Origin of the sequence: Pseudotabrizicola formosa (assembly GCF_002900965.1) — a bacterium.
GTDB lineage: Bacteria > Pseudomonadota > Alphaproteobacteria > Rhodobacterales > Rhodobacteraceae > Pseudotabrizicola > Pseudotabrizicola formosa.
On the sequence record NZ_PJOM01000002.1, the window covers coordinates 103,443 to 129,531 of the forward strand.

Annotated in this window: 18 protein-coding genes; 9 read left to right on the forward strand and 9 right to left on the reverse strand. The window is 64.5% G+C overall.

Annotated elements, in window-relative coordinates:
- Positions 1-76 precede the first annotated feature (76 nt).
- Together CXR43_RS04640 and CXR43_RS04645 are read left to right on the forward strand one after the other, a co-directional pair.
- Entirely contained in the window at positions 77-823 is a 747-nt protein-coding gene (locus tag CXR43_RS04640; protein ID WP_103332912.1) for a sulfotransferase family protein, read from the forward strand.
- Positions 824-2,356, forward strand: coding sequence for a glycosyltransferase (locus CXR43_RS04645; RefSeq protein WP_103332913.1), 1,533 nt, complete (start codon positions 824-826; stop codon positions 2,354-2,356).
- Here CXR43_RS04645 and CXR43_RS04650 read toward each other — a convergent pair.
- From CXR43_RS04650 to CXR43_RS04660, 3 genes are all read right to left on the reverse strand, one after another.
- A complete protein-coding gene (locus tag CXR43_RS04650) occupies positions 2,269-6,342 on the reverse strand; it encodes a glycosyltransferase family 2 protein (protein WP_168219749.1) in 4,074 nt (1,357 codons plus the stop codon). The genes CXR43_RS04645 and CXR43_RS04650 overlap by 88 nt on opposite strands.
- Positions 6,343-6,410: 68 nt before the next feature.
- Positions 6,411-8,123: a glycosyltransferase family 2 protein gene (locus CXR43_RS04655; RefSeq protein ID WP_146036466.1), complete on the reverse strand. Its 1,713-nt coding sequence runs from the start codon at positions 8,121-8,123 to the stop codon at positions 6,411-6,413.
- Positions 8,124-8,291: 168 nt separating this feature from the next.
- A complete protein-coding gene (locus CXR43_RS04660; protein ID WP_168219750.1) occupies positions 8,292-10,814 on the reverse strand; it encodes a calcium-binding protein in 2,523 nt (840 codons plus the stop codon).
- 274 nt (positions 10,815-11,088) lie between these two features.
- Here CXR43_RS04660 and CXR43_RS04665 point away from each other — a divergent pair, with 274 nt between their 5' ends.
- Positions 11,089-13,221, forward strand: a complete 2,133-nt coding sequence (locus tag CXR43_RS04665) for a M10 family metallopeptidase (RefSeq protein ID WP_103332917.1) — start codon at positions 11,089-11,091, stop codon at positions 13,219-13,221.
- 29 nt (positions 13,222-13,250) lie between these two features.
- On the opposite strand, the gene CXR43_RS04670 is transcribed toward CXR43_RS04665, so the two are convergent.
- Both CXR43_RS04670 and CXR43_RS04675 read right to left on the reverse strand, forming a co-directional pair.
- Positions 13,251-13,904, reverse strand: coding sequence for an ABC transporter ATP-binding protein (locus tag CXR43_RS04670; RefSeq protein WP_103332918.1), 654 nt, complete (start codon positions 13,902-13,904; stop codon positions 13,251-13,253).
- A gap of 34 nt (positions 13,905-13,938) precedes the next feature.
- Positions 13,939-15,072 carry a KpsE/RkpR family capsule polysaccharide export protein gene (locus CXR43_RS04675; protein WP_246831278.1) on the reverse strand — a complete coding sequence of 378 codons (1,134 nt, stop codon included), beginning with the start codon at positions 15,070-15,072 and terminating at the stop codon, positions 13,939-13,941.
- A 230-nt stretch (positions 15,073-15,302) separates the two neighbouring features.
- On the opposite strand from CXR43_RS04675, the gene CXR43_RS04680 reads away from it, so the two are divergent.
- A complete protein-coding gene (locus CXR43_RS04680; RefSeq protein WP_246831279.1) occupies positions 15,303-16,139 on the forward strand; it encodes an ABC transporter permease in 837 nt (278 codons plus the stop codon).
- Between the two features lie 25 nt (positions 16,140-16,164).
- On the opposite strand, the gene galE is transcribed toward CXR43_RS04680, so the two are convergent.
- A complete protein-coding gene (gene galE / locus CXR43_RS04685; protein ID WP_210402054.1) occupies positions 16,165-17,151 on the reverse strand; it encodes a UDP-glucose 4-epimerase GalE in 987 nt (328 codons plus the stop codon).
- A 196-nt stretch (positions 17,152-17,347) separates the two neighbouring features.
- On the opposite strand from galE, the gene CXR43_RS04690 reads away from it, so the two are divergent.
- The 3 genes from CXR43_RS04690 (at position 17,348) to CXR43_RS04700 (ending at position 21,076) form a co-directional block, all read left to right on the forward strand.
- A complete protein-coding gene (locus CXR43_RS04690) occupies positions 17,348-18,349 on the forward strand; it encodes a glycosyltransferase (protein ID WP_246831280.1) in 1,002 nt (333 codons plus the stop codon).
- Positions 18,350-18,446: 97 nt separating this feature from the next.
- Positions 18,447-19,967, forward strand: coding sequence for a DUF2793 domain-containing protein (locus CXR43_RS04695; RefSeq protein WP_103332923.1), 1,521 nt, complete (start codon positions 18,447-18,449; stop codon positions 19,965-19,967).
- A 107-nt stretch (positions 19,968-20,074) separates the two neighbouring features.
- Positions 20,075-21,076 carry a hypothetical protein gene (locus tag CXR43_RS04700; protein WP_103332924.1) on the forward strand — a complete coding sequence of 334 codons (1,002 nt, stop codon included), beginning with the start codon at positions 20,075-20,077 and terminating at the stop codon, positions 21,074-21,076.
- A gap of 51 nt (positions 21,077-21,127) precedes the next feature.
- Here the strand turns inward: CXR43_RS04700 and CXR43_RS04705 are convergent, their stop codons facing one another.
- The gene (locus CXR43_RS04705; protein ID WP_103334024.1) at positions 21,128-22,564 is read right to left on the reverse strand and encodes a mannose-1-phosphate guanylyltransferase/mannose-6-phosphate isomerase; all 1,437 of its coding nucleotides are present in this window, start codon (positions 22,562-22,564) and stop codon (positions 21,128-21,130) included.
- A 344-nt stretch (positions 22,565-22,908) separates the two neighbouring features.
- On the opposite strand from CXR43_RS04705, the gene CXR43_RS04710 reads away from it, so the two are divergent.
- Positions 22,909-23,487 (forward strand): hypothetical protein, encoded by a 579-nt coding sequence (locus tag CXR43_RS04710; protein ID WP_146036467.1) that lies wholly within the window; start codon positions 22,909-22,911, stop codon positions 23,485-23,487.
- A 4-nt stretch (positions 23,488-23,491) separates the two neighbouring features.
- Here CXR43_RS04710 and CXR43_RS04715 read toward each other — a convergent pair whose 3' ends face one another.
- Together CXR43_RS04715 and fcl are read right to left on the reverse strand one after the other, a co-directional pair.
- Positions 23,492-24,346, reverse strand: coding sequence for an O-fucosyltransferase family protein (locus CXR43_RS04715; protein WP_103332926.1), 855 nt, complete (start codon positions 24,344-24,346; stop codon positions 23,492-23,494).
- 36 nt (positions 24,347-24,382) lie between these two features.
- Positions 24,383-25,357, reverse strand: coding sequence for a GDP-L-fucose synthase (gene fcl / locus CXR43_RS04720; protein ID WP_103332927.1), 975 nt, complete (start codon positions 25,355-25,357; stop codon positions 24,383-24,385).
- 232 nt (positions 25,358-25,589) lie between these two features.
- On the opposite strand from fcl, the gene CXR43_RS04725 reads away from it, so the two are divergent.
- On the forward strand, positions 25,590-26,054 hold the full coding sequence (locus CXR43_RS04725; protein ID WP_146036468.1) for a hypothetical protein: 465 nt from the start codon (positions 25,590-25,592) through the stop codon (positions 26,052-26,054).
- The last annotated feature ends 35 nt before the right edge of the window (positions 26,055-26,089 follow it).

A 26,089-nucleotide genomic window follows, 5' to 3' on the forward strand; every position in this document is an offset into this window, starting at 1 on the left:
CTTGCCCTGTGGCGCGTGATGGTGAAACGTGGGGAAACCCACGCGCGGCAGACGCGTGCAATACGGCAGGGCTAGGATGACGCAGGCAGATCAGGCGCAGCATCGGCGGTTCATCATCGTGGGTCTGCCGCGCAGTGGCACGACCTATCTGATGACCTTGCTGAACTCGCACCGCCTGGTGACCTGCTCGGGTGAGTTGTTCAACCCCTACAGCGTGATCGAAACCGCAGAGCCCAATTACGACCCGGATCTGCGATACAAGCGCGACTGGGGGCCGCGTTATTTCATGCGGCAATTCTTCGAACGCCATGAGGCGGGACCGTGGCAGCGGATCGGGTTCAAGCTGATGCTGGGGCACAATATCAGGGTGCTGAGCCAGTTGCCCGATCTGGCACAGGTGCGGATCATCTATGTTCACCGCGACAACCGGCTGGCACAGGTCGCGTCCTTTCTGAAGGCAATGCAGACCAAGACCTGGGCGCAAACCCGGCGGTCACGCGCCATGACACAGAAGATTGTCGCAAGTCCCGAGGAGATCAGCCATCGCTGGCATGAATATGCGACGATGGACTTCCTGTTTGCCCAATGGCTCGGCACCCTGCCCAATCCGAGCCTGACGCTGGAGTATTGCGAGCTGTTCAAGCCGGGTTTCAATGCGCGGATCTGCGGCTTTTTGGGCATAGAGACGGACCCGGACATGAACTCTCCGCTGATCAAGCAGGGAAGCAACCGGGTCCTTGACCGGTTTGCCACACCCGGCCCGATCGAGTCCTACATGCGTTATCTTGGCCGCGCCAACTGGCTGGAGGATGAGCTGGTCTGAATGAAAATCCTGTATGTGAATTGGGTTGATTATCTTGACCCCGAGGGCCGGGGCGGCGGCGTGTCGCTGTATCAGCGCAATCTGATGCGGGCGATGGCGGCCCTGCCGGGGGCAGAGGCCAGTTTCATCGCCTGCGGCACGTCTTATGATCCGCTGCGCCCGCGGCCGCGCTGGGAAAAGATGCATCATGGCCCGCAGGAGGCACGGGACCGGCGGTTTGATCTGGTCAATTCCGGCACGCTCGCGCCGGGGCATGCGTCCTTCGGGCAGGCGGCCCAGATCAGCCATCCGGCGACCGAGGCGGTGTTTTTCGACTTTCTGGCGCGGACCGGCCCCTATGATGTGGTGCATTTCAACAATCTTGAAGGGCTTCCGGTCGATGTGCTGCACCTCAAACAGCTGTTTCCGGCCACCCGGCTGGTGCTGTCCCTGCACAACTATTATCCGTTCTGCCCGCAGGTGAATTTCTGGCAGGATGAAGCCCGCCATTGCACCGATGATGGCGCGGGCGCGCGCTGTGTCACCTGCCTGCCGCATCGGTGGAACGCCGGGCAGATCCGGGCCGGGCATGGGTTGGCCTATCGGTTGAAGGTGGCGGGCGTATCGCCGGACAGCGCGATGTTCCGGCAGGCCTTCCGGGTGATCTTCGGTCTGGGCCGGCGTCTGGGCCGCGTGCAGGGGGCATGGCAGCGGCGTGTGGCGGACCCGGTGGCAGGGGCAGATGCGGCGTCCGGCTTTGTGCAGCGGCGGGCGGCGATGGTGCGCCAGATCAACGCGCATTGCGACCTGGTTCTGTGCGTGTCAGACCGCGTGCGCCAGATCGCGCTGCGCCAGGGGATCAGGGCCGACAAGGCCGTTACCAGCTATATCGGCACGGTCGAGGCGCAGGCTTTTGCCAAGGCCCCGGCGCGTGGCCCGATCCTTCGGCCCGATGGCACGGTGAAGCTGGCCTATTTTGGTTACATGCGGCGCGACAAGGGGTTCTACTTTCTGCTCGATGCGCTGGAGGCGCTGCCGGACGCGGTGCTGAACCGCCTGCATCTGGTGGTGGCCGCCCGGCGCGGTGAGGCACAGGTGATGGCGCGGCTCGCGGCGCTGGAGCCCCGGCTGGCGGTGTTCCGGCATCAGGATGGCTATGGCCATGGCGATCTGGACGGGCTGTTGGCCGATGTGGGTCTGGGCCTGCTGCCGGTGATGTGGGAGGACAACCTGCCGCAGGTGGCGATCGAGATGCATGCGCGGCGCATTCCCCTGCTTTGTAGCGACATGGGCGGCGCGCAGGAACTGGGCAACAGCCCGGACTTCGTGTTCCGCGCCGGCGATGTGGCGGCCTTTGCTGACCGGATCGGGGCAATCCTGTCCGGCGCGGTGGGGCCGCAGGACTATTGGCGCAATGCGATGGTGCCAGAGACGATGGGACCGCATCTCGACAAGCTGCTGGCGCTCTATCGCGGCGAGGCGGCTTTGCCGCTGGACAGCACCGATTGCACAAAGGGGCTTTCGGTCCAGCGAACCGAGATGGCGGGGTCATAGATGGTCTCGCGCCCTTCGCGGATCAGGGTCAGGTATTTGCGGTATTCCTCGGCATTGTTGAAATGCTGGCCGCGCGCCACCTCGGCCACAGCCTTGGCGCGGAAGGCGGCGGTATATTTGAAATGGCCAAACAGCAGGGCGCGCGGGGAGGGCCGGGTTTCGGCGACGTAATGCAGCCCGTCGGACAGGCGCATCCAGGGCTGATAGCGCAGCACGGCGATTTTCTGCGCTACAAAAAGTTCGGGGCGCGAACCCGGCAGCAGGCGGTGCCGGGTGGCGGAGGTATAGGTCTGCGCATTGGAAAACGGGCCGCGCCCCAGCGCAGTGGTCAGAAACGGATCACGGTCGATGTAGGGGGCTGCGGTAAACGGCGACTGGTCGGCGAACGTTGCGTCTGACAGCGGCCCGCCCGGATACATGTCGAGCATGAAGACACGGGCGGCATCATGATCCGTGAAGTCGGGGCCCAACAGCAGGTCGGGCAGATTGCCCGTGGCATCGGCAGTCCATGTCAGCAGCTCATCGGCATCGGCAACCACCGACCACAGGCCGGTCCGCTGGGCCAGCAGCGCCTGTTGCCAGAGCACGCCGTAATGCGATCGGCGGTAATCGGAGTCGACGGTAAAGAGCGCCACATCCGGTTGATCGGCAAGATGTTCCAGCGTCCCGTCATCCGAGCCATTGTCGGCCATCAGAAAGCTGGTGACGCCCAAGGCCCGGTAATGGGCCAGAAAATGCGGCAGCATGGTGATTTCGTTGCGCAGACAGGCCACGATGGCCACCGGGGCCGTGCGAGCATGGTCAAGCCGGGCCGGGGGAGAGATCAGATCCAGCGCGTGGCTTTGCGCGCCAAGCCGGGCCGGGATCAGCGTGGGCCAGAGCTTTGCCGCCGCGGGGCGACGGGATTTCGCGGTGCGTGTGGCAAGGTCTTGCAGGTCATGCCCGTCCAGATGCGCGAGTTTGACGCCCGACCCGATAAAGGGGAGGCAGGTGTTTTCCCACTTGGGCACCAGCATACCACCCGCGCGTGCCCGGCGCAGCACATGGACGCGGTAATCCTCGCCCCTGACGCGGATGCCGGACAGCGCGAGCAGATCGCCCACCAGCTTGTCCTCCATGAACGAGGCCTGGATCAGGCGCTGGCCTTCTGCGCTGGCGGCACTGGCCAGCAGTGCAGAGATGGCACGGGGGCTGAGCAGATAGCCCGATCCGCCATCGGCATAGGTTGACGGCTCGGGCGATTTGTCCAGATCATGACGGCCGCGCAGCGAGCTTGATTTGCCCATGTGCCAGCTGCGGTCCGTCTGGCCGCGCGCCCGGGCCAGCGGGCGGCCGTAATAATTGGCTTTCAGGCAGGACAGGCTGAAGAAATATTCCTCTACATCCAGAAAGCAGTCGTCATCGACCTTCAGCATCCGGCGGCCGGGGAAGTGCTGATGCACATGGGCAATGGCGGCGAGGGATTTCTGCGGCAGGCCTTCGTAATCATCGGGGGCGGTCAGGCAGACGACATCCGGCGGGGCCGGGCCGGTGGGGTCGCCAACGACGACGATCGCGGGGATGCCGAGACGGGCAAGATCCGCCAGCCAGCCCCGGCGCAGGGCAGGAATGCGGGTGGCAAGGTTGGGGTGGCAGGACATGACCACGACCACGGCGTTGAACAAGGCGGTTGCCGCATCGGGGGGCGGGAGGGCAGGGCTGGCTTGGCCTGCGGGCAACGGCGGCAGGCCCAGTGCCGCTTGAACCGGGGCGGCCAGTTGCGGGTTGGCCTGCACCGCTTGCAAGGCAGGTGCCACAGCCGCACAGGTCAGCGCGCCGGGCGTGATCTGTGCGACCGCGACCATCCGTCGGAGCCCGGCGAGCAGCAGGCTGATGGCTGCCGGGTCCTCGCGCAGCGCAAGGATCAGGCCAAGGCTGACCCCCAGCCCCAGATGCCCGGCTCCGCTGCCTGCCAGTGCCAGGGCATCGGTCAGAACCCTGTCCAGCCGGGCCAGACGCTGGGCGGGGGGCGTGTCGGGCCAGGCGGTGATCAGGTCAAAGGCGGTCTGGCCGAGCTGGCGTTCCAGCACCTCGAACGCCGCGGAACGCGGGGCGCGGCCAGTGCCGGACTGGCTGCGGCTGATGGCACTGCGCACATCAAAGCCGGGGTCATCGCTGGCCCCGGGCCGGAACAGATCGCGCAAGGCGAGATCGGGGTGCCAGGGCGCGCTCTCGCGCAGATCGGGGACAGAGTGCAGGCAGAGTGCGGCGGCGGCCACACCCTGAACGTTGAGGGCGTGAAGCACCGACAGGGCGGCGGCACTGCGCGCGGGATCGGTCAGGCGGGCAAAGGCCTGTCCGGCGGCCAGCAGGGCGGGGGCAAAGGCCGACAGGGTATCGCTGTCCGCAGCGGAGGGAAGGAGGGACCAAAACCGCGGCGACAGGCCATAGGCGGCCAGTGCCGTCTGTTCGATTGACCTGCGCTGGTCGGGCGGCAAGCGGGCCAGTTGGCCCAGCAGGGCAAGCAGGCCGTCCATCATCCCGTGGCAGGGGGTGCGGCCCCAAGGGTCTTGGGCCTGCGCGGTCAGCAGGGTGCAAAAACCGTCGATGATGCCGAGGCGCTGATGTTCGGGGATCGGCAGGGTGCCGGGGCATGCCACAGCCCGTGCGATCCAGCCCAGAGCCGCGCTTGCCAGCCAGCCGCCGTGGCGGTTGGCCAGCAGATGCATCCGGCTGATGACCTGATCATGTTCGCCATCAAGTAGCTGGAACGGCAGGCGCAGCGAGACATAGCCCACATCATCGCTGGGGCGGACCGGGGGAAGGCCGCGCGCGGAGACAGCCGCGTGCAGCAGATCAAAGGCATCTCGTTCGCAAAAGCTGGGGCAGAGGGTGAGGGCGAGGTGTTCGCGATCCTCTCCCGCCGGCGCTGGCAGGGCGGTGGCGAGCCAGTCGGCAAGGGCGGTGCGGTCGGGCGCGGTGGCCAGCAGGCGCGACAGATCGGCTGTCAGCGCGGCAAGCGGCGCTGCGGCAGGGGCTGCTGGCGGTGCCAGGACGGGGGGCGTCGGGCCGATGGCTGTGGCCAGAAAGCCTGACAGGCCAAGCCGGGCCGCCGCTGCGACAAGGGCTGCGTGAACCTGCGGGTCCAGACGGGGCCAGACGCCGGAATGGCAGACATGCTCGATCGCCTGCAGGGCGGCAATATCGTCATTGGCGATGGCACCGTTGCGGGTCTGGCGCAGCAGGCCCCGGGCAAGGCCGGTTCGGTCGATGCGCAAAGGCGGGAGGGTGCCGCCGGTCAGCAGGTCGATCATGGCCAGCTCGGCAGCATCATCGGGGCCTGTGCCCAGCCAGATCCGGCCCGGCAGCAGAACGGCCGCGACGCCCTCGGGCAGGGCAAAGGTATTGGGCAGCGAAGACAGCGCCTGCGTTGCGGGGCACAAGGCGACCGGTGCCGCTGATCCGGGCAGGATCACCGCATGGCGCGGCGCAGACTGCCCGCGTTGCAGCCGTTCTGCCAGTTCCATCCGGTCGGTCAGCACCGGACCTGCGCCGGCGCGCAGTTCCTGCCACAGCCGGTCAAAGCTGTGATCCCGGGTTTCGATACTGTCCCAGAGCACGGCGCCATCGGCGATATAGCCGGTGATCTGGTGCAGCCTTGGATAGCCGCGCCGGAGCAGGAAACGTGCGGTCCGGTCAAACCGGGGCCGGCGGAAAAAGCGGGCCCGTCGCAGACCGTCGATCTCGACGGTCACGGCATGGGCGTCAAAGGACAGAGTTAAGGGAAAGCGGTGTCTGGGAAAGGGTACGGCAAGGTGGTCTTCGCGGTGCCAGCCCCTGGCATCTTGCTGGTTGATCACGGCAAGATTGTCGGCAAGGCGCAATGACAGATGGAAGGGAATATCGTTGGGGCCCGCTGCGCAAAAATTCAGGTTGGCGTAAGGGGTCCAGTCCGGGTCGATCTGGCAGCGGAAGGTGGCACCATTGGTTGTGCGGAACGGGATCATCGGGGGCCTGTCTGCGGATACTGGTACGGGTACGGATCGGTTATGCGGTGCCGGGCGCAGTGTGGCAATCATCCGGCTGGGGGCAAGCGGAAGATTTGGCGCAGGACCGAGGGGGTGTCGGGGTCAATCACGCCCGCCGTGCCGCACCAGCCGCGCGCTTTGCCAATCTGCCACAGGCGCAGCAGCATCAGCGCGCGTCGCAGGCGGTGCCGGGTGCCGCGCCGCTGCTCTTGCGCCAGCAAATGGCTGGCCTGGCGCAGGAACAGGCGGCGCGCCCCCCCCGCTGGCAAAAGCGGGGCGAGGGCGGTGCTCCAGCCGTCAAGCGCTTGCAGGGCGATGTGCAAGGGGGGCGGCGGGACGGGCGGGGGCGCGGCACCCGGGATTTGCGCGCAGGCAACCGGAGCTTGCGCCGCGCAGAGCCGCAGGGCCCGTTCTGCCAGGCGCAACTGCGGCTGGGGGCTGACGGGTTGGCAGGCGAAGGCCGCCTTGACCAGCAGGGCGTGCCGATCCGGTTTGAGGTCAAGGGCTGCGTCAGGCGACAGGATGCGGGGCGGCGACAGGGGGCTGGCTTGTGGTTGTGGCGTCGAAGACCGCGTGACCAAGACCGCAGCCAGATCGCTGTGCAGCAGGTGACCGGCGATGTCGGCAAGGGCGGCATGATCGACCAGCCCGAACCCGGTCAGGTCAATCATCAGACCTTGCGGAGCCAAGGGCAGATCTGCCGTGGCAAGCTGGAAAAGCGGGGCCAAGGGTGACGCAGGGTCTGGCAGAAGGTCAGGCGGGGTGTCTTCCATGCTTTCGCCAAGTCCGGCGGCAAGGCGGATCGTCACCGGCGGCTGGCCCGACAGGCTGCATGCCTGCAGCGCGTCAAGGTAGCCGTCCCAGGCCCAGTCGGGCGCAAGCTGATGGCGGGCGAGGAAATCGGCTGCCGCCTGTCGGAACCGTGCGGCACGTTGGGGCGCGCGGATCACCTCCAGCCGTTCGCAGAACAGCCGGGTGGCAAGCCGTGCCAGCCCGGTATCGGCACCGGATTTGTCGGCGCTGCGAAAAATCTTGGCCGAGCGTTCCAGCACCGGAATCTGTTCAAAAACCCGGTCATCATCGGCGCGGGTGATCTGGCCGTCGCGGTCCAGCGTGTACAGGTACAGCGGGTCAGACAGATGGTGCAGGACCCGACTTTTGGCAGCAAGGCGCTGAAAGAAGGTGTGATCCTCATACCAGGTGCCTTCATCGAAGCGCAGATCGCCGATGAAGGCGCGCCGGTAGAGCTTGTTCCAGGCAGAGGGAAAATGGCAGATCACCTGCGCCCAATCGTCCAGCGCAAAGGGCACCGCCTGCGTGCCGGGGCGTGGTTCAGTCTGGCCGTGGATCGCGGAATGCGGATGCCGGCTGCCATCGGGCGTGCAGAAGGCGACACCGCTGGCCACCCAATCGGCCCCGGTGCTGTGCAGCGTGTCGTGCAGGCGGCACAGGAAGGTCGGGGCATAGCGGTCGTCCCCGTCCAGAAAGGCAATGACCGGGGCGCGGGCGAGATCCAGCCCTGCGTTGCGCGCGCCGGACAGGCCCCGGTTTTCCTGATCGATGAGCCGGAACCTTGGATCGCCGCCAATTGCGGCAAGGGCCTGCTGGCGGGTGGCGTCGGTGGAACCGTCGTTGATCACCAGCGCCTCGAAGCCCGAAAAGGTCTGGCAGCGGAGCGAGTCAATCGCGGCGCCGATGTAGGGGGCCACGTTATAGGCCGGCACGATGACGCTGATCTGAGGGCTGTCGTGCCGGGTCACGTCAGGATGCCGTCGCACAGCCAGCGTGATGCGAAATCGCAGGGGGAACGGGGCGCAGGCAGGTCTGTCATGCCAGCAGACAACACAAAAGCGCGCCGCAATTCCATCAAAAACATGCGCCCGCCGGAACAGGCCAGCACCAGGGGGGCAGGGTGGGCGGCGGCGGGGTCAGATCACCGTGATATGGCTCTCCAGTGCCTGCAGATCGTAAACCCCCAGTAAGTGAACGATCGTGTCGGACAGGCCGAAATCCAGCACGATGCCATAGGGGGTCACGCTGCCATAGTGCTGCGCGATCTGGCTGCCCGACGGGAAGGTGCCGCGGAACATCCATTGCGTCAATTGGATCTGGTCGCCTTCGGCCAAGCTGAAATCATGGACAAAGGTATCTTTGTAATAGCGGTAGAACAGGAAAGTGTCCGCGCCGTCATTGCCCCAGACATGGTCTGTGCCTGCGCCCGAGGCGATCAGGTCGTTGCCGGGGCCGCCCGAGATCACATCATTGCCCGGACCGCCCCAGATCGTGTCATGTCCAGACCCGCCATGGAGAGTGTCATGGTTCGAGGCGCCGAACAGATCGTCATCGCCGGCAAAGCCGAAGATCAGATCATTGCCGGGACCGCCGCCGATGGTGTCGAAATGGTCGCCCCCCAGAAGGGTATCATTGCCGGACCCGCCCCAGATTGTGTTCTGGCCGTTGCCGCCGTCCAGCAGGTCGTGCCCCGCGCCGCCACCGATCAGGTCGTGTCCGTCGCGGGCGCGGATCACATCATTGCCCAGCCCGCCCCAAAGCTGGTTGTTGCCACCGGAGGCAAAGATGAAGTCGTCGCCTGCCAGACCGAAAACGGTATCGTTGCCCAACCCGCTGTAGATCAGATCATTCCCTGCGCCGCCATCCAGCGAATCAGCGCCCGAGGCACCGGTCATGGTGTCATCGCCTTGGGTGCCGGTACGGGTCAGCGGACCTGTGGACCGGTTCTGCCAGCCGGGATCTGTTGACCAGTCTGGCAGACGGGAGAGTTCGGTCGGCCCGTCGGCCGGGTCGATGCTGCTGCTGCCGGTAAGACCGGTGGCGGGCATGGGCGTGGGCAGAGGGGTGCCGCCATCGTCCCCAGTGCCGCCCGGTTCATCCGGCGCACCAGGGCTCAGGGCCCCATCACCCTCGCCATGAGCCGAACCGCCCTCGGCGCTTGCGGTGAGGGTGGACACCGGGATGCGCGCCGGGCCGAGCCCGACGGGCAAGACCTCCGCCAGCGTCAGCGGGCGGTCGTCGGATGCGAGAATGGTGACCGTCCGGCCATTGAAGGACAGGGTGATGCCGTCGCTGCGGGGCGTGACGGTCAGCTGCCCGGTATCGCGCAGCATGGGCCAGCCTGTCAGGTCGAGCGCATCGGCCCCCCGTTGGAAATCGGTGATCGTGGTCAGGGTTGCGGCGTCTCGCAGCACAAAGGTATCGCGTCCTGCGCCTCCGGTCAGACGCGTGCCGGAGGTCTCTGCGATCAGCACATCATCACCGCCGCCCCCGGTCAGACCCTGATTGGGGGCACCGCTGGTCAGGATATCCGCCCCGCCGGTGCCGGCCAGCGTGGCGCCGTTGCCTGCGCCTGTGATCACGTCACCGAGAGATCCCAGCGGCCATTCCAGCACCGTCAGCCCGATCTCGGTTTCGCCCCCGACAATGATGAACAGCCGCTCGCCGCTGTGAATGATCTTGACCGCGGTGACATTTGCCAACCCGCCGGCAAGGCTGTTTTCCAGCGTCGCAAGGGTTTGCAGGGTGCCGTCCGGCAGCAACCGGAACAGGGTGACGCCATCATCCCCGCCGCCGGCGGCGACAAAGACTTGTCCGTTCACGGTCACCGTATCCACCGCGCAGACCGAGGCAAATCGGGTATCGCGGGAGTCGAGCAGGTGATCGGTAATGGTCATCTGCCCCTGATCCGAGAGACGGATCACGGTCAGGCTGGAGGTGCCGGCAGCAGCCGCGATCACGAAACTCTGGCCGCCCATGGTCACAACATCCAGATCCGAGAGGGTGGCAACGGCAAGCCCGTCGCTGGCCGCAAGCGATGCGGTGGGGCGCAGGCTGTTTGTCGCCGTGTCATGGCGCAGGGCGGTAAGGCTGTTGCGCGCGGCATCAATGGCCAGCAGCAGCGGCTGGTCCTGACCGGCGATCTGCACCAGACTGTGGGTACCGCTGGGCATGGCACCGGTGATCGACAGTTCAATCATCGCGCCACTGCCGGGATCATAGACCGCGACACGGCCGCTGTCTGGGGCCAGAACATAGAGCGGGGCTGCGCTGTCTGGCTGGTCTGCAATCACCATGCGTCCGGTGAATCCATTTGGCAGGAGCAGCGCAAAGGGCGTGCCGATGCCCCCCGACAGATTGGCGCTCCAGCCGACAAGTCCGCTGCCCGAGGCAAGGCCAAGCACAATCGCAGTCGATGTGCCAAGCTGGGCAACCGCCATATCGGTTTCCGCCTGAAGCCCATAGCCGGTGGTCATCGTCCGGACCGCGATCAGGGTCAGGCGGCCATCTGACCCGATGCCATAGGAGGAAAGGCCCCCGTTGGCTCCGGAATAGGCAAACAGGCGCTCTCCACCCGGTCCGTCCACCAAGGCAAGATCGATGATCCCAAGATCAACCGAGTCGTTCCCGCTTGAAAAGCGGTCCACCATGCGCAGCATGCGCCACCCCCGACCCATAACACCCAACCGGCAGGCTTGAGGGGTGGCGGGCTGCGGGCAGGGCGCAATTCCGGCCAAATCCGGGCCATTGCGCCGTAATTTCGGAAAGGTTGATGAAAGCCCTTTGGTGTTTTGGCCTGCCGGGCGGGGCCTGTGGGCCCCAAGCTGCGGTGCGACGCTGGATCGCGGTGGCCGGTTTGGCGCTGTTAGCACAATGGCCACCTTTGCCCTTTACGTGGGAGTGGCGGGTGCATGACAACGGGCTGGATATCTGATGGCGAAAGACAGCGTTCTGGGTCCGGGTCTGCGGGATGCCTGCATGGTCATCCGCCACGCTGGGGTGGAAATCGGCGATGTCCCAGCATCAGTGGCCACATCGGCGCGGGTTGCGGTGGGTGACACATTCACCGGCAGTCTGACTGCCGGCGACAGGGATTGGGTCGCGGTCGGCCTGACCGCCGGGCAGGCCTATGTCTTCACAGCCTTTGGCACGGGCGGTGGGGTGGGGCTGTCCGATCCGCAGCTTGTGCTGCGGGACGTCAGTGGCACGTCAGTTGCGTTCAATGATGATGCGGAAGCCGACAATGCCACGTCGATGCTGCGATTTACTCCTTTGACCAGTGGCACATATTTTCTGGATGTCGGCGGGACGGGCGGCGCGCAGGGCCAGTACACATTGCGCACGGCGACGGATATATTCACCATTGCGCAAATCGCCAGCCAGCTGACAGAGTCCGGATGGGGCGTCGCCAGATCGGCCCTGACGCTCGAGGCGATCCGGACTGGTCTTCCGGTCACCGTTGATCTGAGCGCCTTGTCCGCGCAGGGGCAGGATGTGGCACGCATGGCGCTGGAGATCTGGTCTGTCACCACCGGTGTGGTCTTTGCTGAGACTGCTGCGGCAGGGGCCACCATCCTGTTTGACGATGATGATCCGCGCTATGGCAGCGGTCTTTACGCCTTTGCCGGCCCAAATGCGATCTACCCGGATGGAACCTATGGCAGTGCCAAGGTAACGGTCAGCACGGGGTGGCTTGATGCCTACGGGGCGAGCTTCGGCAGCTATGGCTATTTCACCTATCTGCATGAACTCGGCCACGCGCTGGGGCTGGGCCATGCCGGCTTTTACAATGGCAGCGCCCGCTATGGGGTCGACAATCACTATCGCAACGACAGCACCCAGATGACGATCATGTCGTATTTCGATGTGGCTGCGAACAGCTTTGTCGAGGCGACCTATTTTCAGCCGATCACGCCGATGGCGGCGGATCTTGCGGCGATTGCCTCCCTGTACCCGGGCTTGCCTGCGGTCTTTGCCGGCGACACCGTCTGGGGCGCGCAGTCCAACGTCTCGGGGCGCTTGGGCACGTCGATGGCGGTGATGTTTGACGGTCTGGCCCGGCCAGCATGGATGGACCCGGCCGAGCCCTTCGGCCTGACAATCGTCGATCACGGGGGCTGGGACCGGATGGCGTTCGGCGCGACCCATGCCGCGCAGCTGATCGACATGCGGCAGGGCGGGGTGTCGGATGTGTATGGCGCGCGGGGCACGGTGGTCGTTGCGCTGGGGAGCGTGATCGAGGAGGCCCATGGCGGGCAGGGGGCTGACACCATCCACGGCAACGACGCCGACAACCTGATCCGGGGCCATGACGGCGCGGATTTCATCATCGGGAATGCGGGGCATGATACGCTCTTTGGCGGCGGCGGGGATGACATCATCTGGGCCTCGCTCGGGAATGACAGTGTGGATGCAGGGTCAGGCGCGGATGAGGTCTGGGGCGGTCCCGGCAATGATACGCTGAAGGGTTGCGACGGGAATGACACCCTGGGCGGGGCGGGTGGCAATGACCGCCTGTCCGGTGACGCGGGCGATGATAGGCTCTGGGGCGGGGCTGGGCGTGATCTGCTCTATGGTGGCAGCGGCGGGGATGAACTGGCGGGTGGTGCGGGCAATGACACGGTTTACGGCGGTGATGGTCATGACACCGTCTTTGGAGCCATGGCCGATGATCTGATCTTTGGCGAAGCGGGCGATGATCTGATCTGGGCCGGTCAGGGCAATGACACGGTTTATGGCGGCGATGGCAATGACACCCTTGCGCCAGGAGGGGGCGATGATGTCGTGACAGGGGGGGCGGGTGCCGATGTATTCGTGTTCCACGCCAACAATGGCACAACGCAGATCACCGACTTTCTGGCCAGCGACGGCGATCTGCTGCACCTGTCAGCCTGGCTGTGGCAGGCGCAATTCGGGGCGCTGTCGGTGGAACAGGTTGAGCTGAGTTTTGGCCGGCTGGATGGCGATGGATTCGTGTTGTTGGAATTTGAGGCCGCAAACACGTGGATTTCGCTGGTTGGCCTGGGTGATCTTGACGGGTTGCATCAGGCCATCGTCATCATCTGATCCGCCCCGCGCATTCCTTGCTCCGCAGGTCACTTCATCAATGCGGCATGCGCGGCGAGTGCGGCTTTGACATCGTCGAAATAGCTGAGCTTGCCCGTGTCGAGCAGAATGGCCGCGTCGCAAAACCTGAGGATATCCGAGGTGTTGTGGCTGACCAGCACCGCGCTGGAGGTTTTCATGCGCTCGGCAAAGACTGCCGCGCTTTTCTCGCGAAAGCGGGCGTCGCCCACGGCGGTGACCTCGTCGACCAGATAAGTGTCAAAGGCGATGCCCATGGAGACGCCAAAGGCGAGCCGCGAATACATGCCAGAAGAATAGGTGCTCATCGGCATGTGGAAGTGTTTGCCAAGCTCGGCAAAGTCTTCGACAAAGCTGATCAGCGTTTCGGTATCGACGCCGTAAACGCGGGCGATGAACTTGGTGTTTTGCGCCCCGGTCAGATCGCGGTGAAAGCTGCCCGCAAATCCAACCGGCCATGACACACTGCCCTGCACCAGAACGCGGCCGGTGGTGGGTGGCATCGTGCCCGCGATGATCTTGAGCAGCGTCGATTTGCCAGCCCCGTTGCGCCCCAGCAGCGCCAGTGATTTTCCGGTGGGCAGCACCAGGTTCAGGTTGTCCAGCACCTGATGCCATTCCCCCCTGACCCAGAACCCCTTTGACAGGTTTTCGAACACCATCATGGCCGGTCACCCTCCCGGCACGGCCATCCAGACATCAGCCCCGGTCCCGCAGGCTGTAATAGACCAGCGCAGCGGTGGCCCATGCCATCAGCAGAAAACCAAGGATCATCGACAGCAGGATGACACGGCGCGGAAATTCGGCGTCCTGCGCCTTGGTGGGCGGGATATAGGCCGCCAGATACAGCGACTGGCGATTGGCATTGGACAGCGCCGCCTGCCGCGCCGCAAGAGCAGCGGTGTAGTTGCGCTGCGCAAATTCAAGGTCGACGCTAAGCCCTTCGAATTGCGCAATCATTTCGGGATATGAGCTATCGGATGCAACATCGGTGGTGGTGCCGAAGAAGTTGCGCTCCTGATCGATCCGGTCCCGGATCACGGTGATCCGACGGTCAAGCTGTGCGCGCCGGGGATCATCCGCGCGGGTGGATGGGTCGAGCAGATCAAGCTCGACCAGCGCCTGCGCAAGCTGTTGCTGCAGGTTCGACACCACGCCCAGCCGCCCCTGAATGTCGGCAATCGGATCGACGATCCGGGTTTCGGCGCGGAACACCGTCAGCGCGCCGCGCGCCACACGCAGGCTTTCAACCGCATCAGCCAGTTCCCGGTCCGCATTGGCCAGCGCATCGCGCCGGGCGGTGTCGTTGAGCTGGTTGATCATGGTCTGGCTGGTCTCGAGGATGACCATCGCAATCGCTTGCGCCGTGTCCGGATCAAGGGCCTGCACCGTCAGGTCAATCAGACCCGAGGAGGAATCGTAGGACAGGCGCAGAACGCGTTTCCAAAAGCCGAACAGCTCTTCCGTCGTCGCATCGGGCCAGATGGAATAGACCGGGTCCCAGGGCCAGCCCTGCCCGTAATGCGCCCGCAGGTCGATCTGGGCATCGACCTTTTCCATCATGGTCTGGCTTTGCATGAATTCGTGCAGGACCCCGGCATTCACGCCTTGCGAGCCCCCGGTCAGAAACGACAAGCCGCCCAGAATGGCGCTCGCGCTGTTGCCGTCTTCCTGCCGGATGGTGAACCCCGCACGCGAGGCATATTGGTCATTGGCCAGCACAAACAGGTACAGCGCGCTGAGGATGACGGGTACCACTACCATTGCCACAAAGGACAGCATCAACCCGTAATGCCGCCGCTTCAACCTGGCGGGGCCAGCCACAGGCCGCATCGGAACATTTGGCACTGGGGCGGCGGGGGCGGGTTTGGGCGCGGCGGAGGCGGGGGGGACGACAGCGATCGGTCTTGGCGGGGGTGCCGGCCCTGTGGGGCGAGCCGCCTCGGCTGACGCGTCTTGCGGTTTTGCCGGTTCGGTCAAGGTTCGCCGTCCTGAATAATTTGCACTCGTTACACAGAAACAGCATATCTGAAGACGGTTTCATCAGACAAGGACGATTTCCCTTGGCAGACCTCAGCACAGCGCAGCAGGCACAGTCGCCGCTTTTGCCCATGGATCGCCCAAGGCCAAGGCGGTCCTGGGCCACGTTCCGCACCGTATCGGCCCTGATGCTGCGCGAGATGTCCACGCGTTATGGCCGGTCGCCGGGTGGCTATTCCTGGGCCTTGCTGGAGCCGGTGGGGGCGATCATCGTGATGGCGGTCGGGTTCGGGCTGATGTTCAGCGGGCCACCCCTGGGATCGGATTTCCTGCTATTCTATGCGACCGGCTACATGCCGTTTTCGCTCTATCAATCGGTTGCCAACACCACGGCGCGGTCGCTGTCGTTTTCCAGACCGCTGCTGACCTATCCGGCGGTGACCTGGATAGATGCCCTTCTGGCCCGCTTTATCCTGAACACGCTGACCGGGGTTCTGGTCACCATCATCATCTTCTGGGGGATCCTGGCGGTGTCTGAAACCACCACCATCCTTGACCTGCCCACGATTGCCCTGGCCATGGGGCTGTCGGCGCTGCTGGGGCTGGGGTTGGGCACGATGAATTGCTATCTGGGCGCGCGGATCGAGGTTTGGGATATCGCCTGGTCGATCCTGAGCCGCCCGCTGTTCATCGTCTCGGGTGTGTTCTTCATCTACGAAGGTGTGCCGGCGGCGGCGCAGCAGGTGTTGTATTACCTGCCCTGGATGCACATTACAGGGCTGACGCGGGCGGGATTTTACCCGACCTACCGGCCGGAATATGTGTCAGTCCTGTACGTGCTGCTGTGGTCGCTGTTGCCGCTTTGCTTTGGGCTGTTGCTGTTGCGGCGCTATCACAAAGACCTGTTGAACCGGACCTGACATGGCCTGACCCTTCGGGAGCCGGTCACGACGCGTAGCCCGGCTTGAGCGACCAGTGCCAGGCATCCCGGATCATCTGATCCATTGTCGAATGCCTTGGTGTCCAGCCCAGTTCGCTTTGGGCGCGGTCACTGCCCGAGACCAGAACGGCGGCGTCACCGGGGCGGCGCGGGCCTTCTGTGATCGGCACGCTTTGGTTGGTAACATGACCGGCATGGCGGATGACATCGCGCACCGAAAACCCCTTGCCACTGCCAAGGTTAAAGGCGCGCGACCCCTTGCCCGCCAGCAACCAGTGCAGGCCCAGCACATGGGCATTGGCCAGATCGGTCACGTGCAGATAATCGCGGATGCAGGTTCCGTCAGGCGTGGGATAATTCGTGCCATGCAGCACCAGCCTGTCCCGCCGTCCTGCGATGGCATCGAGCATCAGGGGAATCAGATGGGTTTCGGGCCTGTGTTGTTCGCCCAACTCCCCTTCGGGGTCGGCCCCGGCAACGTTGAAATAGCGAAAGATCACGTGTTGCAGGCCGAAGGCGGCTTCAAAATTTGCCAGCACATCCTCGATGGCGCGTTTCGATGCGCCGTAGGCGTTGATTGGGCGCTGCTGGGTTGCCTCGTCCAGAACCACGCCATCCTGATCGCCATACGTGGCGCAGGTGGAGGAAAAGATGAGGTTCCGGCAGCCCGCCGCCACCGCCGCCTCGGCCAGATTGAGGGCCCCGCCCAGATTGACGCGCCAGTAATGCGCCGGATTGGTCATGCTGTCGCCCACCAGTGACAGTGCCGCAAAATGCAGCACCGCGACCGGCGCATATTGCACAAAGGCGGCATCCAGGGCGGCGCGGTCCAGCAGATCGCCTTCGACCAAAGGGCCGTATCTGACCGCCTCACGCCAGCCGGTCGTCAAGTTGTCAAAGGTGACCGGGAGGAAGCCCGCCAAAGCCAGAGCCTTGCACGCATGCGAGCCGATATAGCCCGCGCCCCCTGTTACGAGAACATGATCCAACAAACGCTCCCCTGCTGTGCAGCTTTGGTGGTGCCATGAGTTGCCCGTTACGACAAGCCCCAATGACGCAACAGGTTTCCCGTCCGCGAGTGCCATAAGGCCAAATGGGCTTGAGCCCGAAGGGCGGCTGGCCCATACCGCAACAGGTGCCGGCTGCTGGCCGGGCAAGGGGGACGGGCAACCCGGGATGCAGGCAAATGTGAACATCGTTGCTCTGGTGGTGACCTACAATCGTCTGGCGCAGTTGCAACGGACCGTCGCCGCTTTGCTGGCCTGCCCGCAAGACGTGCTGGGCGCAGTCGTGGTGGTGGACAATTGCAGCACGGACGGCACATCGGCCTGGCTTGCGGCGCAGACTGATTGCCGTTTGCGGGTAGAGCGGCTGGCTCAGAATCGCGGTGGTGCCGGCGGGTTTGCCCATGGTATTGACATCGTGCGCGCCCAGGATGATCCGGACTGGGTTGTGGTGATGGATGATGATGCCCGGCCGCTTCCTGGAGCTTTGCAACTGTTCCACGGCCTGCTGCAGCAGGGCACCTTTGCCGGGGTAGAAGGCGTGGCCGCTGCCGTGCGCCATCCCGATGGGCAGATCTGCCGGATGAACCGACCCACGGTGAACCCGTTCTGGCATCTGCCGGTGTTCCTGCGCACCCTGCTGGGTGGCGGCCGGGCGGCGTTCCATCTGAATGATGCGGCATTTGACTCCGCGCAGGCCCTGCCGATTGACGGGGCGTCCTTTGTTGGGCTGTTCCTGTCGCGGGAGGGGTTGGCGCGGGCGGGTGTTCCGGACGCGCGTCTGTTTCTCTATGCCGAGGACGCAATCTATACGATGACCCTGACCCGGCGCGGCGGCAGGCTGGTGTTTGCGCCACAGATCCGGTTCGAGCATGACACCGCTTCCCTGTCGCCGGGTGGCATGGTGATGCCGGTGTGGAAGGTTTACTATTACCACCGCAACCGGCTCTTCTTGTACCGGCTGGCCGCCGGACCTGCGTTCTGGCTGCTGTTGCCACTGTGGCTGTACAGCTGGCCCCGGCTGGCGCGGCACTATGCACCCACCGACCGCCCGGCCCTTCGCAGGCTGATCTGGCGGGCCTTCCGCGATGCCATACGGGGCGACACCTCGCTGGAGCATGCGGCTGTGCTGCGCCTTGCCTCTGGCGAAGATGACCCCCGGCCATCGACACGCGATAATGGTTAACCAAATCCTAGCGGTCCCGTCGCAGCGGTAAAACGGCGTCAGCCAGTTTGCGACTACGGTACGGTCTTGCATCGACCTTACCCAGGAGCCCGCAGAGATGCCGGACACAACGCCCAATCTTGCCATGCCCTACATCCTTCCGGCACAGGCGCAAAAGCATGTCACCCATAATGAAGCGCTGCAGATCATCGATGCTGTCGCCCAAATGTGTGTCGAGGCAGTGGACCAGAACACGCCGCCCGCGATAGCGCAGAATGGTCAGGTCTGGGCCATCGGCAGCGCACCGACCGGGGTTTGGACCGGGCGGGCGGGGCATGTGGCGGTGCATGCCGGGAATGGCTGGCTGTTTGTGCCGGTGCAGGACGGCTGGCGGGTGTGGGACCGCGCCAGTGCCACCTTGCAGGTGTATCGGGATGGGGTCTGGGCCCCCTTGCCGATGGACCAGCTGTCGGGGCTGGGGATCGGGACGGACTATGATGCGGTCAACCGGCTTGCGGTGGCGTCGCAGGCATCGCTGTTTACCCATGACGGGGCGGGCCATCAGCTCAAGATCAACAAGGCGGCCCCGGTCGACACCGCGAGCCTGTTGTTCCAGACCGGCTGGTCGGGGCGGGCCGAGATGGGGCTGGCGGGCAATGACGGCTTTGCCATCAAGGTCAGCGCCGATGGCGCGCTTTGGTCCGAGGCGCTGAGCACCGTGCCTGCAACCGGGCAATTGCGCTTTCCCGCCGGTGCGCTGTTGCCTGCGGGCATGGCAGACGACCCATCGCTGGGAATTGAAGGCGATGCCGGCACCGGGTTGTTCAGCCCCGCCGCACATCAGATCGGGGTAAGTACCGGCGGTATCGCGCGGGCGGTGGTGACCGACACGGCGCTGCACCTGTCGGTCCCGGTCACCGGACCGGCGGTGACCCAGAGCCCAAGCGATGCAACCCCCGGGCGCTTGCTGAAGGTGGGTGATTTTGGCGTCGGGGCCAGCCTGCTGCTTGAGGATTTCACCCAGGATATTGCACCGGGTCTCTATACCTATCTTGAGGCATCGGCCATCGGTGCCCCCGGCAGCGGTGCCGCTTTTTCCGGCAACGCCATCGTCAGCCAGACCACAGGCGGCGGATGTGTGATCATCGCGGCACGGCGGGCTGCGGGCACGGATCTCCGGGTCTGGCATGGCAGCCGAACCGCGGCAACGGGGCCGGTGCTGTGGACCGAACTGCTGCATCAGGGCCGGGTGCTGGGGACAGTGGCGCAGACCGCGGGTCTGCCCACGGGCGCGATCATCGAACGTGGCAGCAATGCAAATGGGGATTACGCGCGCTTTGCCGACGGGACGCAGATCTGCTGGCGCGACCTGGTCGCACCGGCACTGGCGGTGACCACAGCGCGGGGGGCGCTGTTCACCAACGCCACGCTGACCGTTCCCAGCTTTCCCATGCCTTTCGTGGCCGCGCCATCCGTGGCGTTGCGGGGGGGCTTTACCGCGTCGGCGGATGGCTGGCTTACGATGAACGGCAGCCCCACCACCACCACGCTGACAAATGGTGTCATGCGTGTCTATGCGGCTGTGGCGCTGACCGAGGACTTCCGCTGGGGCTATACCGCAATTGGCCGCTGGATCTGAGACGCGGTACGGCAGGGGGCCACGCCGTTAGGGCCGGCAGTTGATTTTTGCTGCCGGCCCCGGCACAGTCACCGCCGTGTTGTGCCCGTGCGAGTGAAGGAATCCCGATGCCCAGCCCCCTTGATTCGGATCGGTCGCCCTTGTTGGTGCTGGCCCCTGAAGATCCTTTGGCCCCGCAGATCTTGGCCCAGCTTTCAGTGCTGTTTCCGGGGCAAAGTTTGGCCCGGTTCGCGGATCTGCACGCAGCGGTCCTCACCGGAGGCGAGGCTGCGATCATCCTTCCCGTAGCGCATCCGGCCGAGGCGATTGCCCGGCACCTTGCAGCATCCGGCACTGTCGCGCAGGCGCTTGCGGTCTGGACGGCAGGGGCAGAGCCCATGCTGGCCGCCGCCCGGAGGGTGCGCCGCAGGTTGCGCCTGGTCGATGCCCGTGCCTTGGCCGAGGGGGAGGCAAAGGTGCTGGCACAGCTTGCACCCGCGGGCAGCATCGTTCTGGTGCCAGACAGACCATCGCCGCCCGATGCGGTGTTGCTGGTCATCGCCGAGGCGGCCTTGCTGCACGACCCTGACGCTCTGGGTCTTGCCGGTGAAATCGCGGCCCTGCGGCGCGGCGGGGAAGGTCGCGGGGTCTGTGCTGAAGGAAGTGAGGCTGCGCTGGACGACTATCGGCAGGCCAAGGCGGCACAACAGACAACTGCGCGCTTGCAGGCGGAGGGGGTCGATCTTGCGGCAAAGACCAGCCTTCTGGAAACCGAGGTGAGCCTGCTGCGTGAGAGTCTGGCGCTTCAGATTGACGACCTTGGCACAGCAGAGCAAACGATCAAGATTTTGGCGGAGGCATCACAGCGCGACCGCGACACCGTCGCCGATCTGAGCCTGCAAACCGCCAAGCTGCGTGCCCTGGAGCATCAGCTTGAGCGGGCCGCAGAGCGGGCAGCCCGGCGCGAGGCGGTTCTGGCGACGGTGCTGCTGAAAGATCAGCAGGATTTGCTGGCCAATGCCGCGACCCAGGCACGCGCCGAGGGGCTGGAGCATGAACTGAACAGCGTTTATGCGTCGAAATCCTGGCGCGTCACCGGTCCTTTGCGGGCGCTGCGCGCAAAAAGCTAGGGCAAGGTCTGCCACCGGCCTGTAATTCGCACCGCAGATTTCCTTGCAGCGTCAGCCCTTTGCGCCCGGGCCGCGCGAATAGACATCCTCATAGCGGATGATGTCATCCTCTCCCAGATAGCTGCCGGTCTGGACCTCGATCAGCACCATCGGCAGTTTGCCCGGGTTTTCCATGCGGTGTACTGCGCCAAGTGGAATGTAGATTGACTGATTTTCGGTCAGCAATCTGACCTCGCCGTCCACCGTCACCCGGGCGGTGCCCTGCACCACGATCCAGTGTTCGGATCGGTGGTGATGCGATTGCAGACTGAGCGCCGCGCCGGGGTTGACCACGATGCGCTTGACCTGAAAGCGCGAGCCGATCACCAGACTTTCGAACATGCCCCAGGGGCGGTGGTCGGTGGGAAAGGTTGTGGCTTGGGTGGCCCCGCGCGATTTCAGGATGGCAACCGCTTCTTTCACCCGCTGGCTTTGCGATTTATGCGCCACCAGAACCGCATCGGTGGTGGCAATGGCAATGATGTCGGACAGGCCGATACCAACGAGTTCGATGCGCGGCGATTCCGAGCGTAAGAGCGTATCTTCGCAATCAATCGCGGTTGCATTGGCCGAGGCGACGTTGCCCGCCTCATCCGGCCCCGCTTCTTGCCAGACCGCATCCCAGCCGCCGAGATCGGACCAGCCGGCAGAGAAGGGCATCACCGCCAGATTGGGGGCCTTTTCCATGATGGCATAGTCGATCGAGATGTCGGGCACATCGGCCCAGGCGGCCGGGTCAAGCCGGGTAAATCCCAGATCGGGCTGTGCCCTTTCAACCGCCGTCTGCACGGGGCCAAGCACCCGCGGGGCATGGGTTTGAAAGGCCCGCACCAGCGTGGCCGCAGTGAACAGGAAAATTCCTGCATTCCACAGAAAATGTCCTGCATTCAGCATTTTTGTGGCGGTTGCCGCGTCAGGTTTTTCAACGAAACGCGCGAGGGATTGTGGCGTTGCGGCCTGCGGATCGGTGCCGGCGGCCAGTTCCAGATAGCCATAGCCGGTCTCGGGGCGGGTGGGGGTGATGCCAAAGGTGATGATATCGCCCGCCAAGGCGCGCGGGACTGCGGCCTGCACCGCGCTGCGGAAGGCCACATCATCGGGCACCACATGGTCAGACGGGGCCACCAGCAGCAAGGCATCCGGATCATGGGCCTGAAGATGCAACGCGGCGGCCAGAACGGCGGGGGCCGTGTTGCGCCCGGCAGGTTCGATCAGAATCGTCTGCGGCGCAATTTCGACCCCGGCCAGCTGTTCCACCACGATAAAGCGGAAATCATTTCCGGTGATCACGACCGGGGCAGAAAACCCATCCCCCCGCATCCGCCGTGCCGCAGCCTGAAACAGGCTTTCAGTGCCGGTCAGCTTTGAGAACTGCTTGGGAAACGACTGCCGTGACAATGGCCACAAGCGCGTGCCCGAACCGCCGCACAGAAGAACTGGATGAATGATGGCTGTCATGATCGGAACGCTACCTCTTACTCACACCACTGGACCGGCCGGGCAAAAAGATGTCACGGTTCCGGCTGTGACGCCGGGCGTGCGAGTCATGGCGCTAAGGCTCGCTGTCGCAGCGACCCGTCCCGCAAGATCCCGTTCGTCCGGCCGTATCGATGTAACTTCTTGCCCGATCGCTTTGGCATGTCAATGAAAGCAAACAGGAAGGATTGGCAGACCTGTCGCGCATCGGTTTCTGCGGCACATGGGTCGGCGTCAGGGCCGCTGGTGCAGCGCCGATGAAACTGGCATGCTGCTTTGACCGGTAAGACTATGTATCCTGTTCAGGAGTGTTCCTTGTGCCCCATCCTTGTGTCGAAAACGCCGCCCTTACGCTGCACCGGTTGCGGCAGGCCACCCTTGCCACCACGGCGACAGATTGTGGCCCCCTGTGCGATAACGTCTATTTTTCCTGGGATAGCGCGCAGGCTGAGGTTTCAGTCGCAATGCAGTCTGACCCCGGCCAGCTGCTGACGGCCGAGGTCGCGCTGAACGGCACCCCGCGCTGGTTCGCGCTGAACATCGGGCTGGGCAGCGGTGCCTTTGCGGCCGGGGACAGCTTTGGTCTGGTGATCGACGCACAGAGCAGCGTTCCCTTTGCCTGCCAGCCATTTGTCAGGTCCAGCAAGGAGGGTGAGGCATTTGATACCATCCTGGCGGAGGATATCACACTCTCTCCCGCCAGCCGCGCTTGTGTGGTCCTGCACAGCCTTTCGGCCAGCGATCCTTTGGTCTCGACAGGCGGGTTTCACACCCTGATCCTGCCATTGCCCAAGCAAGACTTCCGTTTCGACCTGCGCGATCTGCGACTTTTCCATGTCGGGGCCAGCGCGGCGGAGGGGGTGGGGCAAAGAACCCTGACATCGGTGGCTTGCTGACAGGTCAGAAATCAATGCCACTGCGTTCCACCCGGTGAAAGGGGCGCGACAGGCGCTGCGCCACGTCGGAAAATGAACTCCAATGGCTGGCCAGCATCAGCGGTGCCGCCGTGAGCAGCATCAGGTCAGCCAGTGCATACTGCAACTGCCGGGCCGAGCGGTCATAGCGGTCACGCGGAAGCCAACGCAACCGGGTGCCGAACCTGTCAGACAGCGCGGCATAGGTTGCGGCCAGATCGGCGGCGACAAAGGCATGTTGCGCCCCCTGATCAAACGCGCGCCCCAGCCGGTCGACAAAGCGGGACACATCGCTTTTCTGGCGCCATTCGGTCAGCTCCCGATGCCGTTCGGCGGGCCAGTTGGCCGAGGATTCAAATGACAGATGCTCGAAATCCGGGCCGGTGGCCATGCGGATATGCGCGGCCACGTCCGATGGGTGTGGCACGGACTGCACCAGATCCCAGACCGGTTCCGATGGCACCAGACGGCGCAGAAACAGCTGCTCTTGCCCCATGCTGGTCAGACCGCTCGTCAGGGAATAGGCTGACCGGATATAGACATCGCCGCCGCAGTCATCATTCAGCACCGCAGCACCGTGATCTGATCCCGGTTCGATCTCCATGTAGTTGTAGACCTTGGCGGCACGGGCGCGGAAACGGTCGGCGCTGTCATCTTCGATGACGGGTCCGGGGTAGTCGAGCAGATCGGCCAGCCGCGCCTGACAATGGTGATCCGGGCGCCAGACCACAACCAGCTGGCGGCCTGTCGCCCGGGCGATCACGGCGGCAGAGGCCATTGCCCGCAGGCGGTTGCACAACCCGTGCTGGACATCGATGAACAGATGCGCAGGCGCGGCCATCAGGCCAACCTGGGCGCGGGGCGCGCGGCAAAAGGGTCAGGACGCGCGCAGCGCATCAGGATCGGTCGCCAGAAACCAGTCATAGGTGCTTTGGATGCCGTCGCGCAGGCCGATCCGTGCTTGCCAGCCCATGCGCGCCAGCCGGGTGACATCCATCAGCTTTTGCATGGTGCCATCCGGCTTTGACGGGTCGGTTACGATCTGCCCATCAAAGCCCGTGACGGCAGCCACGGTGCGTGCAAGATCAAGGATGGTGATATCCTTGCCGGTGCCCACGTTGATATGGCTGAGCATCGGCTGGGTGTTGGCGTCGTAGACATCCTTGGGCAGATCCAGCACGAACAGGCTGGCTTCGGCCATGTCATCGACATGCAGGAATTCGCGCCGGGGCTGTCCCGATCCCCAGATCGTGACCTCCTTTTCCCCGGTGCGGACCGCGTTGTGGAACCGGCGGATCAGCGCGGGCAGGACATGGCTGTTCTGCGGGTGAAAATTGTCGCCGGGGCCATAGAGATTGGTCGGCATGACCGAGCGGTAATCGGTGCCATACTGACGGTTGTAGCTTTCGCACAGCTTGATGCCGGCAATCTTGGCGATGGCATAGGGCTCATTCGTCGGCTCCAGCACACCGGTCAGCAGGGCCTCTTCCCGCATCGGCTGGGCGACGGCGCGGGGATAGATGCAAGACGAGCCAAGCTGCAACAGACGCCGGACCCCGGCCGCATGGGACTGATGGATCACATTGCATTCGATCATCAGGTTTTGATAAATGAAGTCAGCCGGATAGCTGTTGTTGGCGTGGATGCCGCCCACCTTTGCCGCCGCGAGGATCACCAGATCGGGCTGCGCCTCTTGCAGGAAGGCCCGCACCTCGGCCTGATGTGTCAGATCAAGCTCTGCATGGGTGCGGGTCAGCAATGTCAAGTCTTCACCTGCCGCGACACGCGCCTGCAACAGCCGCAGGATGGCAGACCCGACCATGCCCCGATGTCCGGCGATATAGATTCTCATTGGTCAGGCGATCCAAGCATGTGTTTGTCCCGGACGGTAGTGACAGCTCATTGTTGTGGCAAGATGCTCTGCGCCGCCCCGCAATTGACCAAGACCGGGGCAGACAGCGGCTCTGCCCCGGGCGTCTCTCCGTACGATCCAAAGGGTTAAAGTACGGTTAACAGTCTATTAATAAATTAACGATATCGCGGAAGGACGACCGGCACAGTTCACCCAAGATCAGGCCTTCCCCTTGCAGCAGATGTACCAGCTTTACCTTACGTCGCTGCGCCCGGATGCCAGCCAGCAGGGCGCTGTCATCGAGGATCTCAGGGCATTGCAGCGCAGCCCCCATGTCGCACAGAACAGCAGCCTGCGCCGCCAATACGTGATCTTCGCCCGGCTGATCAACCTGCGCCTGCCGCTGCCAGAGGGTCTCTTGACCGCCCCGGTCCCGATCGAAGATCCGCGGTCAGATCTGGGCGTGCGATCCGTGCCTGAATCGCAGGGCGTGACAGATGTGGAAACCGCTCTCGCCAAAGATCCCTGCCGGCCCGACCTTTGGCTCGCGGCCGCTCTGGCGCATCTGCACGGTGGCAATACCGCGCGCGCGCATCGGCTGCTGCGACGGCTGGCGGCGTCCCGCTATCCCGAACGGGCACAGGCGCAGGCCATCCTTGCCCGAAGTGTTGCCCTTGCCTACCGACGCGCCGCCTGAGCCGCCGATGGCCCCCGTCAAGACCAGAAAATGAG